Here is a 14,124-nt window from a genome sequence, read left to right on the forward strand (position 1 = left end):
CTACAACCCCGGATCCGGGTCGCCCCGCGCGTGCTGGCTGGCCGTGACCCTGACATTCAGGCCTTTCAGACTCTGATTGCCCGCACGAGCCGTCAGATGCCCGCACGGCCCATCATTTTGTCGGGCCTGCGAGGAGTCGGAAAGACCGTACTGCTCAACCGGCTCCGTGGACTCGCCGACGCCCACGACTGGCTGACCGTCCAGTTCGAGGCCCGTCCCGGAAACAACGGTAAGGGAGTCGCCCGCCGATCCATCGCTCAAGGTCTCATCAAGGCCTCATCCAAGTACCGAGCCAGATCCACCCTGGATCCGGTGAAGAACATGCTTGCCTCCGTCACCTCGTTCAGCATCGGGCTCGGGGTTGAAGGATTTAGCCTCGGTGTAGACCGGGACCTGTCTCGCGCCTCTACTGGGAGCCTGGAGCTGGACCTCGAGGACGTCGTGGAGGACATCGGCCTGGCCATCCGTGGAGAGGGAAAGGGCCTATGCATCTTCATCGACGAGATGCAGGACCTTGATGATGAGCTCACTGAGGCCCTGATCGCCACCCAGCACTACGCCAACCAGCGCGAGCTGCCGTTCTTCCTCATCGGCGCCGGCCTGCCCAGCTTGCCAGCCCACCTGGCCGACAGCCGAAGCTACGCCGAACGGCTATTCGACTACCGCACCGTGGGCAGACTGAACGAGCCGTCCGCCCAGGAATCTCTGGCTGGCCCCTTGAAGGACCTGGACGCCAGTTACTCGGAGGAGGCGATGGAAGTCATGCTCCGCGAGTCCGGGTGTTACCCATACTTCCTGCAGGAGTTCGGGTCGGCTATGTGGTCCGTCGCTGAGACCAGCCCGTTCACTGCCGAAGCCGCCCGAGCCGCGGCCCTGATCGGTAAGGCCAACCTCGACTCCGGGTTCTTCCCGTCCCGCTGGGACCGGGCCACCCCGGCAGAACGAGATTACCTCTCGGCGATGGCCCAGGACGGCGAGGGACCGTCCCTGAGCGGCAACGTGGCCGAGAGAATTGGCAAGAAGATCACGAGCCTGGGGCCGGCCCGGGCCGGGCTCATCAACAAGGGTCTCGTCTACTCCCCGGAGCACGGCAAGGTCGCCTTTACCGTGCCTGGCATGGCAGAATTCATTCGCCGCCGGGAGCACTGACGTTGGGGCCGAGCTGTTCCTGGCATGGGCTCGGTGACGACGTAGGGGACGTTGGAATATGCGAACTCACATCTCCAACAACAACCGCACCACCAACAGCCCCGCCCCGCCGAGGGCCAGCACCAGCCCGGCCAGGCGCAGGCGTTCGGCGTCCAGCCACCGGTTGAGCCGGCGGGAGAGCAAGAACCCGGCGGCCACGGCGGGGATGAGCCAGAGGACCACCTGCACCGCGTTCCACGTCACGGAGCCGACCGCCGCCAGCAGCAGCACGGAGGTGATGGAGCCGACGAGGAAGAACGCGCTCATGGTCCCCCGCAGCCGCGCCGGCTCCTGGCCCTGCCAGACGATGGCCATGGGCGCCCCGCCGATCGAGGTGGAGGTGCCCATGATCCCGGACAGCGCCCCGGCGGTGACCAGCGCCGTGCGGGTGGGGGCGGGGCGCCAGCCCAGGAAGGCCGAGCCCACGCCCACGACCACGGAGGCCACCACCACCCAGGACAGGGCCGTCACGGGCAGCACCAACACCAGCAGGGCCCCGAGCGCGCTGCCCGGCAGCCGCCCGGCCAGCGCCCACGCGGCGCCGCCGAGGTCCAGGTGGGCGCGTTCGCGCAGGGTGACCATCAGCGCCAGCAGGCAGGCGAACATCACCACGAGGGCCGGCAGCAGCTCGGGCTCCACGAGGGCGATGACGGGGGCGGCGACCATGCCCGCGCCGAAACCGATCGAGCCCTGCAGGGCCGATCCGACGAAGACGACAGCGGCGATGAGTGCGAAGGTGCCCGGGTCCACCTAGCCCACCGTAGCGGGCTGCTGCGGCGCCGCCGGTTCCTCCATGGGGAAGTGGCACTCGGCCAGGTGCGTGAAGTCCGCCATCCCCGCCTGCTCCGGCACGGGGGTGCCGTCCGGCCAGGCCGAGCCGGCGCCGGGCTCGGAGCCGTGGCCGGTCCCGAGGCTCCACACCGCGCCGGGCCGGCGGAGCGCGGGAGCCGGCAGGGCCGCCGTCGTGCGCCCGGCCTCCTCCGCGGTCCGCGCCGCGGGCCGCTCGGTGGCGCAGATGTCCTGGGCCTTCCAGCAGCGGGTCCGGAACCTACAGCCCGACGGCGGGTCCAGTGGGGAGGGCAGCTCGCCGCGCAGCACGATCCGCTCCGCGGGCCGTTCGGCGGGGTCCAACTTCGGCGAGGCGGACATCAGCGCCGCCGTGTACGGGTGCAGCGGGCGCTCGAAGACGTCCTCGGTGGTGCCGGTCTCGATGATCCGGCCCAGGTACATCACGGCCACCCGGTCGGTGACGTGGCGGACCACGGAGAGGTCATGGGAGATGAACAGGTAGCTCACCCCGAGCTTCTGCTGCAGCTCGTTGAGCAGGTTCAGCACCTGGGCCTGCACGGAGAGGTCCAGGGCGGAGACGGGCTCGTCCAGGATGATCAGGTCCGGGTTCAGCGCAAGTGCTCGGGCGATGCCGATGCGCTGGCGCTGGCCGCCGGAGAACTCCTGCGGGGACTTCTTCGCGTCCGAGGACCGCAGGCCGACCAGCTGGAGCAGCTCGCGCAGCCGGGCGTCCCGCTCCCGTGCGGTCTTGTACAGGCTCCGGTGCGTGGCCCACGGCTCGGAGATGATCTCCCCGGCCGTCATGCGCGCGTTGAGGGAGGCGAAGGGATCCTGGAAGACCATCTGCACGCGGCGGCGCCAGGCCATCAGTTCCTTGCCGCGCAGCGAGAACGGGTCCCGGCCCTCGAAGGTGATGGACCCGGAGTCCGGAGTCTCGAGCAGCATCAGGGTGCGGGCCAGGGTGGACTTGCCGCAACCGGACTCCCCCACCAGGCCCACGGTCTCCCCACGCCCAATCGTGAGGCTGACTCCGTCCAGGGCCTTCAGGCGGTCGTTGCCGGAGGCGCTGCGCGCCACGTGGAAGGTCTTGGTCACGTTCTCGACCTGGAGGGCGGTGCCGGCGGTGGGGGCCGGGGCCTCATGGGTCAGGGTGGCGGTCATGCTCGGACCTCCGGTTCGGTGGAATCAGTGGGCTCAGCGGGTTCGCTGGGTTCGCTGGGTTCAGCGGATGCCGTGTCCGTGGTGGTGACGGCCGGCGGGTGCGCCGCGAGCAGCTCCTCGGAGAAATGGCAGGCGGCGAACTGGCCGGGCGTGGTCTCGCGCAGGGCGGGACGCTCGGCGCGGCAGACCTCCCGGGCCAGCGGGCAGCGGTCCTGGTAGACGCAGCCCGGCGGGATGTCCTTGAGCTCGGGCGGATTGCCCGGGATCGAGTTCAGGTCCCCGCCGCGCTCGGCCCCGGTGGGCACGGAGTCCAGCAGTCCCTTGGTGTAGGGGTGGGTGGGGGTGGCGAACACCTGTTCCACGGGGCCCTGCTCCACCACGTTGCCGGCGTACATGACGCACACGGTGTCGGCCTCCTCGGCCACCACCGCGAGGTCATGGGTGATGAGCACCACGGCCATGTTCTCCTCGGCGCGCAGCCGGCGTAACAGCTCCATGATCTGGGCCTGCACCGTGACGTCCAGGGCGGTGGTGGGCTCGTCCGCGATCAGCAGCCGCGGCCCGAGGGCCACCGCCATGGCAATGAGGATGCGCTGGCGCATGCCCCCGGAGAACTGGTGCGGGTAGGCGTCCACCCGGGACTCCGGCTCCGGGATGCCCACGCGGCGCATCAGCTCGATGGCCTCGGCCTTGGCCTTCTTCGCGTTCAGCCCCCGGTGGATGCGGAACGCCTCGCCGAGCTGGGTTCCCACGGTATAGACGGGATTCAGCGCCGTCAGCGCGTCCTGGAAGACGATCCCGAGCTCCACCCCGGCGATGGCCCGGCGGCGCTTGGCGCTGACCGTGTTGAGGTCCTCGCCGCCCAGCATCACGGTGCCGCCCGCCACGTGGGCCACGGCGTCCAGCTGGCCGGCGATCGCCTTGGCGGTCATCGACTTGCCGCAGCCGGACTCCCCCAGCAGGGCCAGGGTGCGGCCGGCGGTGGCGGCGAAGCGCACGTCGCTGACGGCCCGCACGGTGCCGGCCGGGGTGCGGATGTCCACGTCCAGGCCGGTCACTTCGAGGACGGTTCCCGAGCCGTCCGTGGCGTCACGGGAGGGGGCGGGTGCGGAGGTCATGGTGATCACTGCTTCTCCTGGGTGGTCTGGGTGGTCGCGGAGGTCGCCGTGGCTACCGGGGCGGCGTCGGCGGCTGCCTTGGCGGGCACGCGGCGCATCATCCTCTTCCGGCCCGGCAGGGCCAGCCGCCAACGCTGGGCGGGATCGGTGGCAATGCGCAGCCAGGCGGCCAGCATGTTCGCGGCGATCGCCGTGATGACGATGGCCAGTCCCGGCAGGATGGACAGCCACCAGGCGGTCTGCAGGTACTGCCGCCCCTGGGCGACCATCAGGCCCCAGGAGACGTCCGGCGGCTGGATGCCGATGCCCAGGAAGCTCAGGGAGGACTCCGCCAGCATCACGTAGCAGAACTCGAGGGTGGCCAGCGTGAGGATGGTCGGCGTGACGATGGGGATGACGTGCCGGCGGATGATCGAGTTGGGCCGAGTGCCGAAGGTGCGGGCCGCGTCCACGAACGTGCGGCTCTGCAGCTCGGCGGACTCGGCGCGGGCGGTACGCAGGTAGATGGGGATGCGGGTGATCGCCAGGATCAGCACGATGTTGGCGATCGAGGGGCTGAACACGTACAGCACCACCACGGCCAGCAGCAGGGACGGGAAGGACATGATGATGTCCGCGATGCGCATGGACACGGTCTCCCGGACCCCGCGGTGGTAGCCCGCCCAGACGCCCCACAGGGAACCGATGACCATGGCGATCAGCACGGCGGGCAGGGCCACCAGCAGGGTGGTGCGGGTGGCGACCACGAGGCGGGCGAGCATGGACCGGCCCAGCGAGTCCGAGCCCAGGATGAACTCCCAGCCGTTGGACAGGTCGAACGGCGCCTGGTTGGCGAACATCAGGTCCTGTTTCGTGGCGAGGTCGCCCATCAGCATCGGGCCGAAGACAGCGGTGGCGCCGACGATCAGCAGGATGAGCGCGCCCGCGGTGGCGAAGGGGTCCCGCAACAGCATGCGGAACATGCCGGGCCGGCCCGAGGGCTTGGAGGCCTCGAGCTTCCCGGCCGGCGCGGACGTCTCTGCCGGGGTGACCGGGGAATCTGGGGTGGTGGACATGGTTTCCTCCTATGCCCGTGCGGTGGTGAGGTCGGCCGGGGAACCCGGGCGGGCCGGCGTCGGGCCCTGGTCTGTGCCGGAGGGTACGACGGCGGCCCCGTCACCTCCGGCGTCCGCGTTCACCTTCCCCCGGCGCCGGCGGCCGGCCGCGGCGGGCCGCACGCGGGGGTCCAGCAGGGCGTAGAGCAGGTCGATGACGATGTTCAGGACGAAGATGGCGATGGCCGTCAGCAGCACGCAGGCCTGCAGGACGGCGAAGTCGCGCTGCAGGATCGAGTCGATCATCAGCTTGCCGATGCCGGGCCAGCCGAAGATCGTCTCCACCACCACGGCGCCGTTGACCAGGCCCACGGTGAGGTCGCCGGCGACCGTCAGCCCCGGGGCCGCCGCGTTGCGCAGGGCGTGCCGGGTGACGACCCGCGTCTGCGAGGCGCCCTTGGAGCGGGCGAGCTTGATGTAGGGCTCGGACAGGGCGGAGACCATGGCCCCGCGGATCACCTGGACCAGGGCCCCGAAGGGCCGCAGGGCCAGGGTCGCGATCGGCAGCACCCAGGCCTCGGCGCCGATGACGCCGGAGGTCGGCAGCCAGCCGAGGGTGATGGCGAAGATCCAGATGCCCACGATGGCCAACCAGAAGTCGGGGATGGAGGCGGCCGCCATGGAGAAGAAGCTCGCGATCCGGTCCACCACGCCGTTGGGCCGCAGGGCCGCCCAGCTGCCGACGATCACGGCCAGCACGATGGCGATGACCATGGTCGTCGCCGCCAGCTGGAGGGTGGCGGGGAAGGCGCGCAGGGCCATCTCCCCCGCCGCCTCCCCCGTCCTCAGGGAGGTGCCGAAGTCCAGCCGGAGGACCCCGCCGAAGTACTCCCCCATCTGCACCCAGAGCGGCTGGTCCAGGCCGTTGCGGGTGATGAAGTCCTCCCGCATCTGCTCGGTCGCGTTCAGGGGCAGGTACAGCGCCGCGGGGTTGCCCGTCATCCGGGCCAGGGCGAAGACGCCCACCACCACAACCACCAGGGGCAGCAAGCTCGAGATGATGCGCTTGCGCAGATACGTCAGCATGGGTCCTCCCAGGGATCCTCGATCAGTGCGGTGTCGGCTGGCCCGTGTCAGCCGGCCGGGGTGACCTCGGCCAGGCGCAGCTCGTCACCGGAGGAGGAGTTCGGCTCGTAGCTCACCGAGTCGGCGATGCCGAGCATGCCGGTCTGGTGGGCGAGGTGGGCGAACTGGACGACCTCCTCGTTCTGGTACGCGAAGACCTCCTCGTAGGCCGCGGCGCGCTCCTCGCCGCTCTGCTGGCCGGCCTCCATGATCATCTGGTCGAACTCCTCCGTGCCGAAGGCGCTCTGGGCACCGTCGGAGAGCATGTACTGCTCCACGGTGAAGGCGGCGTCACCGGCCTGGTTGCCGTGCTGGGTCAGGTGCAGGATGGCGCCCTCGTCCTCCACGAACGGGCGGACCTGGTACGTGAGGTGCTGGCTCGTCTCCATCATCTTGAGGTTGACGTTGAGCCCGGCCTGGGAGAGCTGCTCCTGCAGGACCTGGCCCAGCTCCTCGATGCGCGGGAACTGCGCCGAGCGGACGATCATGCTGATCGGGGCGGAGGTGTCCACGCCGTCGGCCTGGGCCTCCTCGACGAGCCTCTTGGCCTCCTCCGGGTCATAGGGCCAGCCCTCGAGGGACTCGTTGTGACCGACCACGCCCTCCGGCACCAGCTGGGCGGCGACCTCGTCCCGTCCGCCGTAGAGGCTGGCGACGATGCCCTCCTTGTCGATGGCGTAGTTCACGGCCTGGCGGACCCGGATGTCGTTGAACGGCTCGGACTCGGCGTGCATGCGCAGGGCGATCGTCTCATTGTTCGGGTACGGCACGCCCAGCTCGCCGATCTGGTCCTCGGGGCTCAGGCCCGTGGCGATCTCCGCCTCACCGGAGGTGATCATGGCGGCCCGGACGGAGGACTCCTCGCGCCACTGGTACTGCGCCTTCGGGAAGGCCGGGGCCTCGCCCCAGTACTCCCCGTAGGCCGAGACCTCGATGCTCTGGCCCGGGTTCCACGTGTCCAGCTGGTAGGGGCCGGTGCCGATCGGCTCGCGGACCTTCTCGGTGTCCGAGGTCTCGGCCGGGACCACCTCGAGGAAGGACAGCCGCAGCGGGAGGATCGGGTCGGCCTGGGCGGCGGTGACCTCCAGGGTCGTGTCGTCGACGACCTCGACCTCGAGGTCGTCGTCACCGAAGACATAGCCCTCCACGTTGCAGCCGAGGTCCGAGTTCACGGCGCGCTCGATGGTGTGCGCGGCGTCCTCGGCGGTGAACTCCGAACCGTCGTGGAATGTCACGCCCTCGCGGAGGGTGAAGGTCCAGGTGGTGTCGTCCTCCGATGACCACTCGGTGGCGAGCTTGGGCTCGAGATCTCCCGTGGAGGGATTCCGCTCCACGAGCGGCTCGGTGATGGTGGAGCGGTCCACCACGCCCGTGCTGGTCAGGTTGGCCTCGCACGGCTCCAGCGTGGGCGGCTCCTGCTGGAGCACCACGCGCAGGGTCTCCGGGGTGCCGCCCTCAGCCGAGCCGCCGGCGGCGTCCTCGGAGTTGGCCACGCCGCAGCCGGACAGGACCAGGCCGGACCCCATGGCCACGGCCAGGGTGGCCAGGGGCAGGCGGCGGTGTCGCCGGACGCCGGCGCGTCCGGTGCGGGGGCTCACGGTGCGGGGTGTCACGGTGCGGGGTGTCACGGTGCGGGGTGTCACGGTGCGGTGTTCACGCATGGTGGTCTTCCTTCGAAACGGTGGGAACGGTGGGAATCGGTGGAAAGGGTGGGAGTGAGGGGGTACGGCGGAACAGATGCGGGGGGGATGGGTGTCTACGGATGTAGACGTCCGATCCGGACTAGGAACAAGCCTGTGATGCCCGTCACGGGGAGTCAAGGCCTCCGGGCACTCGATCGGGCGCCCCACGGCCCCGGGGTCGCCGCAAAGCCGTCCGGCTCGCCCCCGCACCATGCGACGAGCCGCGAGATTCCGCGGTTGAGGGATCAACCATGCCCTCGGGGTATTGATCAATGCGTTCTCCGTGTTGGACGCGGGCTGGACCACGTTCCTAGGGTCGGGGCATGACCACCGACACCTCTGCCGCCAGCGCCGCCGCCGCCGCCGCGGCCCCCGCGCCCACCGGCACCGCCGCCACCGCCCAGCGCATCCTGCGCGTCGGCCCCGTGAACCCGCAGGTGGCCCGGACCCTGGACGAGGAGTTCGACGCCCTGGTGCTGCCGAGCGACCCGGCCGAGCGGGCCGCGTTCCTCGCCGAGCAGGCCGGCGGGATCCGGATCGCCGTGTGCTCCGGCCGCGTCGGCGTGGACACGGAGCTCATGCGCTCGCTGCCCGACCTGGAGGCCATCATCAACTTCGGCGTCGGCTATGACGCCACGGACGTGGCCCAGGCCGCCGAGCGCGGCATCCCCCTGAGCAACACCCCGGACGTGCTCAACGACTGCGTGGCGGACACCGCCCTCGCCCTCTACCTGGACACCCTGCGGCAGGTCTCCGCCGCGGACCGCTTCGTGCGCGCCGGCCGGTGGGCCGCCGGCGAGGGCTTCCCCCTGACCGCCCGCGCCAGCGGCCGCACCGTGGGCATCCTCGGCCTGGGCCGCATCGGCACCGCCATCGCTCAGCGACTGGGGGCCTTCGGCTGCCGGATCCACTATCACAACCGCAGCGAACGCCCGGAGTCCGGGTACACCTACCACCGGACCGTGCGCGAGCTCGCCGAGGCCGTGGACGTCCTCGTCGTCGCGGCCTCCGGCGGTCCGGACAGCGTGGGGATCGTGGGTGCGGCCGAGCTCGCCGCCCTCGGCCCGCAGGGCCACCTGGTCAACATCGCCCGCGGCACGGTGGTGGACGAGGACGCCCTCGTCGCCGCCCTGACCGAGGGCACCATCGCCGGCGCCGGACTGGACGTGTACGAGCGGGAGCCCCAGGTCCCCGAAGCCCTGTTCGGCCTCGAGAACGTGGTGCTGTTGCCCCACGTGGGCAGCGGCACCCGCGAGACCCGGGCGGACATGGCCGAGCTGGTCCTGTCCAACCTGCGCCGCTACCTGGCGGATGGCACCCTGCTCACCCCGATCAGCTGACCCGCCCCGTCCGCAGCCCTTCCCGCCACCCGGAGGTACCCGTGAACATCGTCGTCGGCCTCACCGCCACCCCCGAGTCCCAGGCCGCCACCTACGCGGCGATCGATGAAGCGGCACTGCGCGGGGCCGGCGTCGTGCTCCTTCCGGACCCGGCAGGTCCGGCCCAGCAGGCCGGGAACGACGCCGGCCCGCCGGCCGCCGCGGCCACACCGGATCCGGAGGTGGTCCGGTACGCGCGGGATCACGGGGTCACCGTCACCGTCGGCGAGCTGCCGGAAGGGGCCGACCTCGGCGACGCGCTGATCGACGCGTCCTACCAGGAGGACACGGCGATGGTGGTCATCGGGTTGCGCCGCCGCTCCCCCGTGGGCAAGCTCTTCCTCGGCTCCACCTCCCAGCGGGTTCTGCTCGAGGCCGGCTGCCCCGTCCACGCGGTCAAGGTGCGCGTCGGACCCCGCCGCTGAGCAGCGGACCCTAGGATGGGCCCACCGCACGAAGGAGGGCGATGGCACGATGACCGAGACGACCGCCCCCGGGCGAGCCGCCGCCAACGGGGTGCGTGAGGTCAAGTCCGCCGCCCGGACCATCGAGGTCCTCGAGCTGCTGGCCGAACGGGGCACCGCCCCCGTCACCATCCGCGACCTCTGCGAACGCATGGGCGCCCCGCGCAGCAGCGTCTACGCTCTGCTCCGCACGCTCGTGGACGCCGGGTGGGTGCGCACGGACCCGCTGAACACCGAGTACAGCATCGGCATCCGCGCCCTGCTGGCCGGCACCACCTACCTGGACGCCGACGCCACGCTCGCGGTGGTCCGCCCCGTGCTCGCCGAGGTCGGCCAGGACCTGAACGCCACGGTGAACTTCGGCCGCCTGGACGGGAGCGACGTGGTCTACCTCGCCACGTGGGAGGCGCCCGGTCGTGAACGGTCCGCACCGCGCGTGGGACGCCGGCTGCCCGCCCACGCCACCGCGATCGGTCAGGCCGTGCTGAGCACCCTGCCGGACCCCGCGGCCCTCGGGGCACGCCCCCTGGAGCGGCTCACGGCCCAGACCGTGACCGACCCGGCCGAGCTGCGGCGCATCCTGCAGGTGACCCGGGAGCGTGGCTACGCCCGCGAGGACGGCCAGAACAATCCCGAGATCGCCTGCGTGGCCGTCCCCATGCCGGACACGACGCCGGCCGAGCGCCCCCTGGACGGGCTCTCCGTGTCCTTCCGCGCAGCCTCCCTGACCGCCGCCCGCGAACGGGAGGCCGCCCTGGTGCTCCGCGAGGCCGCCCGGAGGATCCTCGACGGGCTGCGCTGACCGGTCCCCCGCAGCGGTCCATCGTGTGTCTGGAGGGATTCACGCGAAAAGGTCTCCTGGGCGTGAATCCCTCCAGACTCAACGTGAGGGGTCAGCGCGTGCGGTAGTTCGGCGCCTCCACGGTCATCATGATGTCGTGCGGGTGCGACTCCTTCAGCCCGGCCGGGGTGATGCGCACGAAGCGGCCGTTCTGCTTCAGGTCGGCGATGGTGGCGGCGCCGGTGTAGAACATGGTCTGGCGCAGTCCGCCGACGAGCTGGTGCACCACGGCGGAGAGCGGGCCGCGGTAGGGCACCTGGCCCTCGATGCCCTCCGGGATCAGCTTGTCCTCACTGGGCACGTCCGCCTGGAAGTAGCGGTCCTTGGAGAAGGAGCGCTGGCCGTTGCGGGTCTGCATGGCGCCCAGGGAGCCCATGCCGCGGTAGGCCTTGAACTGCTTGCCGTTGTAGAACACCAGGTCACCCGGGGATTCTGCGGTGCCCGCCAGCAGCGAGCCGAGCATCACGGAGTCCGCCCCGGCGACCAGCGCCTTGCCGATGTCACCGGAATGCTGCAGGCCGCCGTCGGCGATCAGGGGGATCCCCGCGGGGATGGTGGCCTTGGCCGCCTCATAGATGGCGGTGATCTGCGGGACGCCGACGCCGGCCACCACGCGGGTGGTGCAGATCGAGCCCGGGCCCACGCCCACCTTCACGGCATCCGCGCCGGCATCCACGATCGCCTTGGCCCCGGCGTAGGTGGCGGCCTGGCCGCCGATGATGTCCACGTGCGCCGAGGACGGGTCCTTCTTCAGCCGGGCGATCATGTCCAGCACGCCCTGCGTGTGCCCGTTGGCGGTGTCCACCACGAGCACGTCCGCGCCGGCCTCCACCAGGGCCATGGCGCGCTCGTAGCCGTCCCCGAAGAAACCGACGGCGCCGCCGACGCGCAGCCGGCCCTCCTCGTCCTTGGTGGCGTCCGGATACTGCTCCGCCTTGTCGAAGTCCTTGACGGTGATCAGGCCCTGGAGCTTGTTCGCGTCGTCGACCAGCGGGAGCTTCTCGATCCGGTGCTCCGAGAGCAGGCGGATGGTCTCCTCCCGGGGAATGCCCACCCGGGCGGTGATCAACGGCATCCTGGTCATGGCCGAGGCCACGGTGCGGTGCTCGAACTCGGAGCCGGGGATGAAGCGCGTGTCCCGGTTGGTGATGATGCCCAGCAGCGTGTTGGAGGCGTCCACCACGGGGAGCCCGGAGACGCGGAACTGGGCACAGAGGTCGTCCCACTCGGCCAGGGTGGCGTCCGGGCCCACGGTGACGGGGTCCGAGATCATCCCGGACTCGGAGCGCTTGACGCGGTCCACGTGGGCGGCCTGGTCCTCGATGGAGAGGTTGCGGTGGATGATGCCCAGCCCGCCCTGGCGGGCCAGCGAGATGGCCAGCGGCGCCTCGGTGACCGTGTCCATGGCGGCGGAGACGATCGGGGTGTTGATGGAGATGCGCCGGGTCAGCCGCGTGGCGGTGTCCGCCTCGGCCGGGATGACATCCGTCATGTTCGGCAGCAGCAGGACGTCGTCATACGTCAGGCCGACGAAGCCGAAGGGATCGGCGGCGGTGGCCACCGGTTCTGACGAGGGGCCGGGGATCTGTGCACTCACGGGCGTGGGGCCTTTCAGTCTGCTGGGATTGCGACCAGTCTAGGCCCGCCACCGGCGGGTGGGTCGCTGGGAGTAGTGGCTGTGAAACGCCGCCCGGTCGCCGGTCTATTCCGCTCTATTTCCGCGCGTGGCCCGAGTCACGCCATCTCCCGGCGGTCAGCTGGGTCACAGTGACGTCATCTGACGCAACACCATTGCCGGATTGTGGTAATGGAGAGCTAACCTTCTGCGGTGAACTCCTCGACCAACACCGCACCGACCACCGGGCAGACGCCGGCAGCACCCCGCCGCCGCCTGCCCGGGTGGATGACCAACTTCGGCGCCCAGATCCTGGCCGCCCTCGTCCTCGGACTCGTCCTGGGCCTCGTGGCCCGGTCCACCGGGCACACCGCCGACACTCCGAACGGACTGGGCACCACCCTGGAGGTCCTCGGCTCGAGCTACGTCTCGCTGCTGCGCGCGGCCGTGGTGCCCCTGGTGTTCTTCGCCGTCGTCGCCTCGATCGCGAACCTGGCGCAGGTGACCAACGCCGCCCGGCTGGCCGCGAAGACCCTGCTGTGGTTCGCCATCACCTCGTTCATCGCCGTGGTGATCGGGCTGGTGATCGGCGCCGTCATGCAGCCCGGCGTCGGCACCGGCCAGGCCGCCCCGCCGGAGTACGAGGGCAGGACCGGCAGCTGGTGGGCCTTCCTGCAGGGGCTGATCCCCTCCAACTTCCTGGGCCTGTCCGCCTCGACCACCGCCGCCGAGGACGGTTCCCTGTCCACCTCGGTCAGCTTCAACATCCTGCAGATCCTCGTCATCTCGATCGCCGTGGGTGTGGCCGCCCTCAAGCTCGGCGAGAAGGCCAAGCCCTTCCTGGACTTCTCCGCCTCCACGCTCGAGGTCATCCAGAAGGTGCTGTGGTGGATCATCCGCATCGCCCCGCTGGGCACCGTCGGCCTGATCGGCAACGCCGTGGCTTCCTACGGCTGGGACACCATGGGCACCCTGCTGAAGTTCGTCATCGCGATCTACGTGGGCCTGGCGGTCGTGCTGCTCGTGGTCTACCCGCTGCTGGCCAAGTTCCACGGACTGTCCGTCCGCCAGTACTTCACCGGCATGTGGCCGGCCTTCCAGATGGGCTTCGTCTCCCGCTCCTCCATCGGCACCCTGCCCGTGACCCAGCGCGTGGCCGAGCGCAACTTCGGCGTCCCGCGGGGCTACGCCGCTTTCGCCGTGCCACTGGGCGCCACCACCAAGATGGACGGCTGCGCCGCGATCTACCCCGCCATCGCCGCGATGTTCGTGGCCCAGTTCTTTGGCATCGACCTCGCCTGGAGCGACTACCTGCTGATCATCCTCGTGTCCGTGCTCGGCTCCGCGGCGACCGCGGGCACCACCGGCGGCGTCGTCATGCTCACGCTGACCCTCTCCACGCTGGGACTGCCGCTGGCCGGCGTCGGGCTGCTGCTGGCCGTCGACCCGATCGTGGACATGGGCCGCACCGGCGTGAACGTGGTGGGCCAGGCGCTGGTCCCCGCCCTCGTCTCCAAGCAGGAGGGCATCCTGGACGAGGAGAAGTACAACGCCTCCCGCACCGGCGGCAACCTGCTCGCCGATGATGCCGCCGAGGACGCACCCCTCGAGACCAACAACGACGGCGGCGCCGGCACCGGTGCGGAGCGCGGCACCGAGTCGGCCCGCACCTGAGCACCGGCCGGGCAGCCTGCCTCCGGCGGGCTGCCCGGCCGAGCGGGTGCCGGG

General features: G+C 70.8%; 12 protein-coding genes. 5 read left to right on the forward strand and 7 right to left on the reverse strand.

Annotation, left to right across the window (positions count from 1 at the left end; genetic code table 11):
* Positions 1–30 precede the first annotated feature (30 nt).
* On the forward strand, positions 31–1,149 hold the full coding sequence (locus RE421_RS14030) for an ATP-binding protein (RefSeq protein WP_309811238.1): 1,119 nt from the start codon (positions 31–33) through the stop codon (positions 1,147–1,149).
* 66 nt (positions 1,150–1,215) lie between these two features.
* Here the strand turns inward: RE421_RS14030 and RE421_RS14035 are convergent, their stop codons facing one another.
* From RE421_RS14035 to RE421_RS14060, 6 genes are read right to left on the reverse strand one after another with little or no spacing between them, the layout of a single operon-like run.
* A complete protein-coding gene (locus tag RE421_RS14035; protein ID WP_309811242.1) occupies positions 1,216–1,938 on the reverse strand; it encodes a sulfite exporter TauE/SafE family protein in 723 nt (240 codons plus the stop codon).
* Positions 1,939–3,138 carry an oligopeptide/dipeptide ABC transporter ATP-binding protein gene (locus RE421_RS14040; RefSeq protein ID WP_309811245.1) on the reverse strand — a complete coding sequence of 400 codons (1,200 nt, stop codon included), beginning with the start codon at positions 3,136–3,138 and terminating at the stop codon, positions 1,939–1,941.
* Positions 3,135–4,256 carry an ABC transporter ATP-binding protein gene (locus RE421_RS14045; RefSeq protein WP_309811248.1) on the reverse strand — a complete coding sequence of 374 codons (1,122 nt, stop codon included), beginning with the start codon at positions 4,254–4,256 and terminating at the stop codon, positions 3,135–3,137. Before RE421_RS14045 ends, RE421_RS14040 begins: the two co-directional genes overlap by 4 nt.
* A gap of 5 nt (positions 4,257–4,261) precedes the next feature.
* The gene (locus RE421_RS14050) at positions 4,262–5,311 is read right to left on the reverse strand and encodes an ABC transporter permease (protein WP_309811252.1); all 1,050 of its coding nucleotides are present in this window, start codon (positions 5,309–5,311) and stop codon (positions 4,262–4,264) included.
* 9 nt (positions 5,312–5,320) lie between these two features.
* Positions 5,321–6,376 carry an ABC transporter permease gene (locus RE421_RS14055; protein WP_309811256.1) on the reverse strand — a complete coding sequence of 352 codons (1,056 nt, stop codon included), beginning with the start codon at positions 6,374–6,376 and terminating at the stop codon, positions 5,321–5,323.
* A 47-nt stretch (positions 6,377–6,423) separates the two neighbouring features.
* Complete coding sequence (locus RE421_RS14060; protein WP_309811260.1) at positions 6,424–8,076, reverse strand: ABC transporter substrate-binding protein; 1,653 nt, start codon at positions 8,074–8,076, stop codon at positions 6,424–6,426.
* Between the two features lie 344 nt (positions 8,077–8,420).
* Here RE421_RS14060 and RE421_RS14065 point away from each other — a divergent pair, with 344 nt between their 5' ends.
* Genes RE421_RS14065 through RE421_RS14075 form a run of 3 tightly spaced genes read left to right on the forward strand, consistent with a single transcriptional unit; the run spans position 8,421 to position 10,742 of the window.
* Entirely contained in the window at positions 8,421–9,437 is a 1,017-nt protein-coding gene (locus RE421_RS14065; RefSeq protein ID WP_309811263.1) for a 2-hydroxyacid dehydrogenase, read from the forward strand.
* A gap of 41 nt (positions 9,438–9,478) precedes the next feature.
* The gene (locus RE421_RS14070; protein ID WP_309811266.1) at positions 9,479–9,901 is read left to right on the forward strand and encodes a universal stress protein; all 423 of its coding nucleotides are present in this window, start codon (positions 9,479–9,481) and stop codon (positions 9,899–9,901) included.
* Positions 9,902–9,950: 49 nt separating this feature from the next.
* The gene (locus RE421_RS14075; RefSeq protein WP_309811268.1) at positions 9,951–10,742 is read left to right on the forward strand and encodes an IclR family transcriptional regulator; all 792 of its coding nucleotides are present in this window, start codon (positions 9,951–9,953) and stop codon (positions 10,740–10,742) included.
* A 91-nt stretch (positions 10,743–10,833) separates the two neighbouring features.
* Here RE421_RS14075 and guaB read toward each other — a convergent pair whose 3' ends face one another.
* Complete coding sequence (gene guaB, locus RE421_RS14080) at positions 10,834–12,378, reverse strand: IMP dehydrogenase (protein ID WP_309811270.1); 1,545 nt, start codon at positions 12,376–12,378, stop codon at positions 10,834–10,836.
* Between the two features lie 231 nt (positions 12,379–12,609).
* Between guaB and RE421_RS14085 the strand changes: the two genes are divergently transcribed.
* Positions 12,610–14,070 carry a dicarboxylate/amino acid:cation symporter gene (locus RE421_RS14085; protein ID WP_309811272.1) on the forward strand — a complete coding sequence of 487 codons (1,461 nt, stop codon included), beginning with the start codon at positions 12,610–12,612 and terminating at the stop codon, positions 14,068–14,070.
* Positions 14,071–14,124: the final 54 nt, after the last annotated feature.

It is taken from the genome of Citricoccus sp. I39-566, from assembly GCF_031432995.1.
In the GTDB taxonomy this organism is placed as follows: Bacteria; Actinomycetota; Actinomycetes; order Actinomycetales; family Micrococcaceae; genus Citricoccus; species Citricoccus nitrophenolicus_A.

Bases quoted from the DNA above. Each gene is read 5' to 3' on its own strand.
- RE421_RS14040 (WP_309811245.1), bottom strand. From the start codon at position 3,138: ATGACCGCCACCCTGACCCATGAGGCCCCGGCCCCCACCGCCGGCACC.
- RE421_RS14045 (WP_309811248.1), bottom strand. From the start codon at position 4,256: ATGACCTCCGCACCCGCCCCCTCCCGTGACGCCACGGACGGCTCGGGA.
- RE421_RS14050 (WP_309811252.1), bottom strand. From the start codon at position 5,311: ATGTCCACCACCCCAGATTCCCCGGTCACCCCGGCAGAGACGTCCGCG.
- RE421_RS14055 (WP_309811256.1), bottom strand. From the start codon at position 6,376: ATGCTGACGTATCTGCGCAAGCGCATCATCTCGAGCTTGCTGCCCCTG.
- RE421_RS14060 (WP_309811260.1), bottom strand. From the start codon at position 8,076: ATGCGTGAACACCGCACCGTGACACCCCGCACCGTGACACCCCGCACC.
- RE421_RS14065 (WP_309811263.1), top strand. From the start codon at position 8,421: ATGACCACCGACACCTCTGCCGCCAGCGCCGCCGCCGCCGCCGCGGCC.
- RE421_RS14075 (WP_309811268.1), top strand. From the start codon at position 9,951: ATGACCGAGACGACCGCCCCCGGGCGAGCCGCCGCCAACGGGGTGCGT.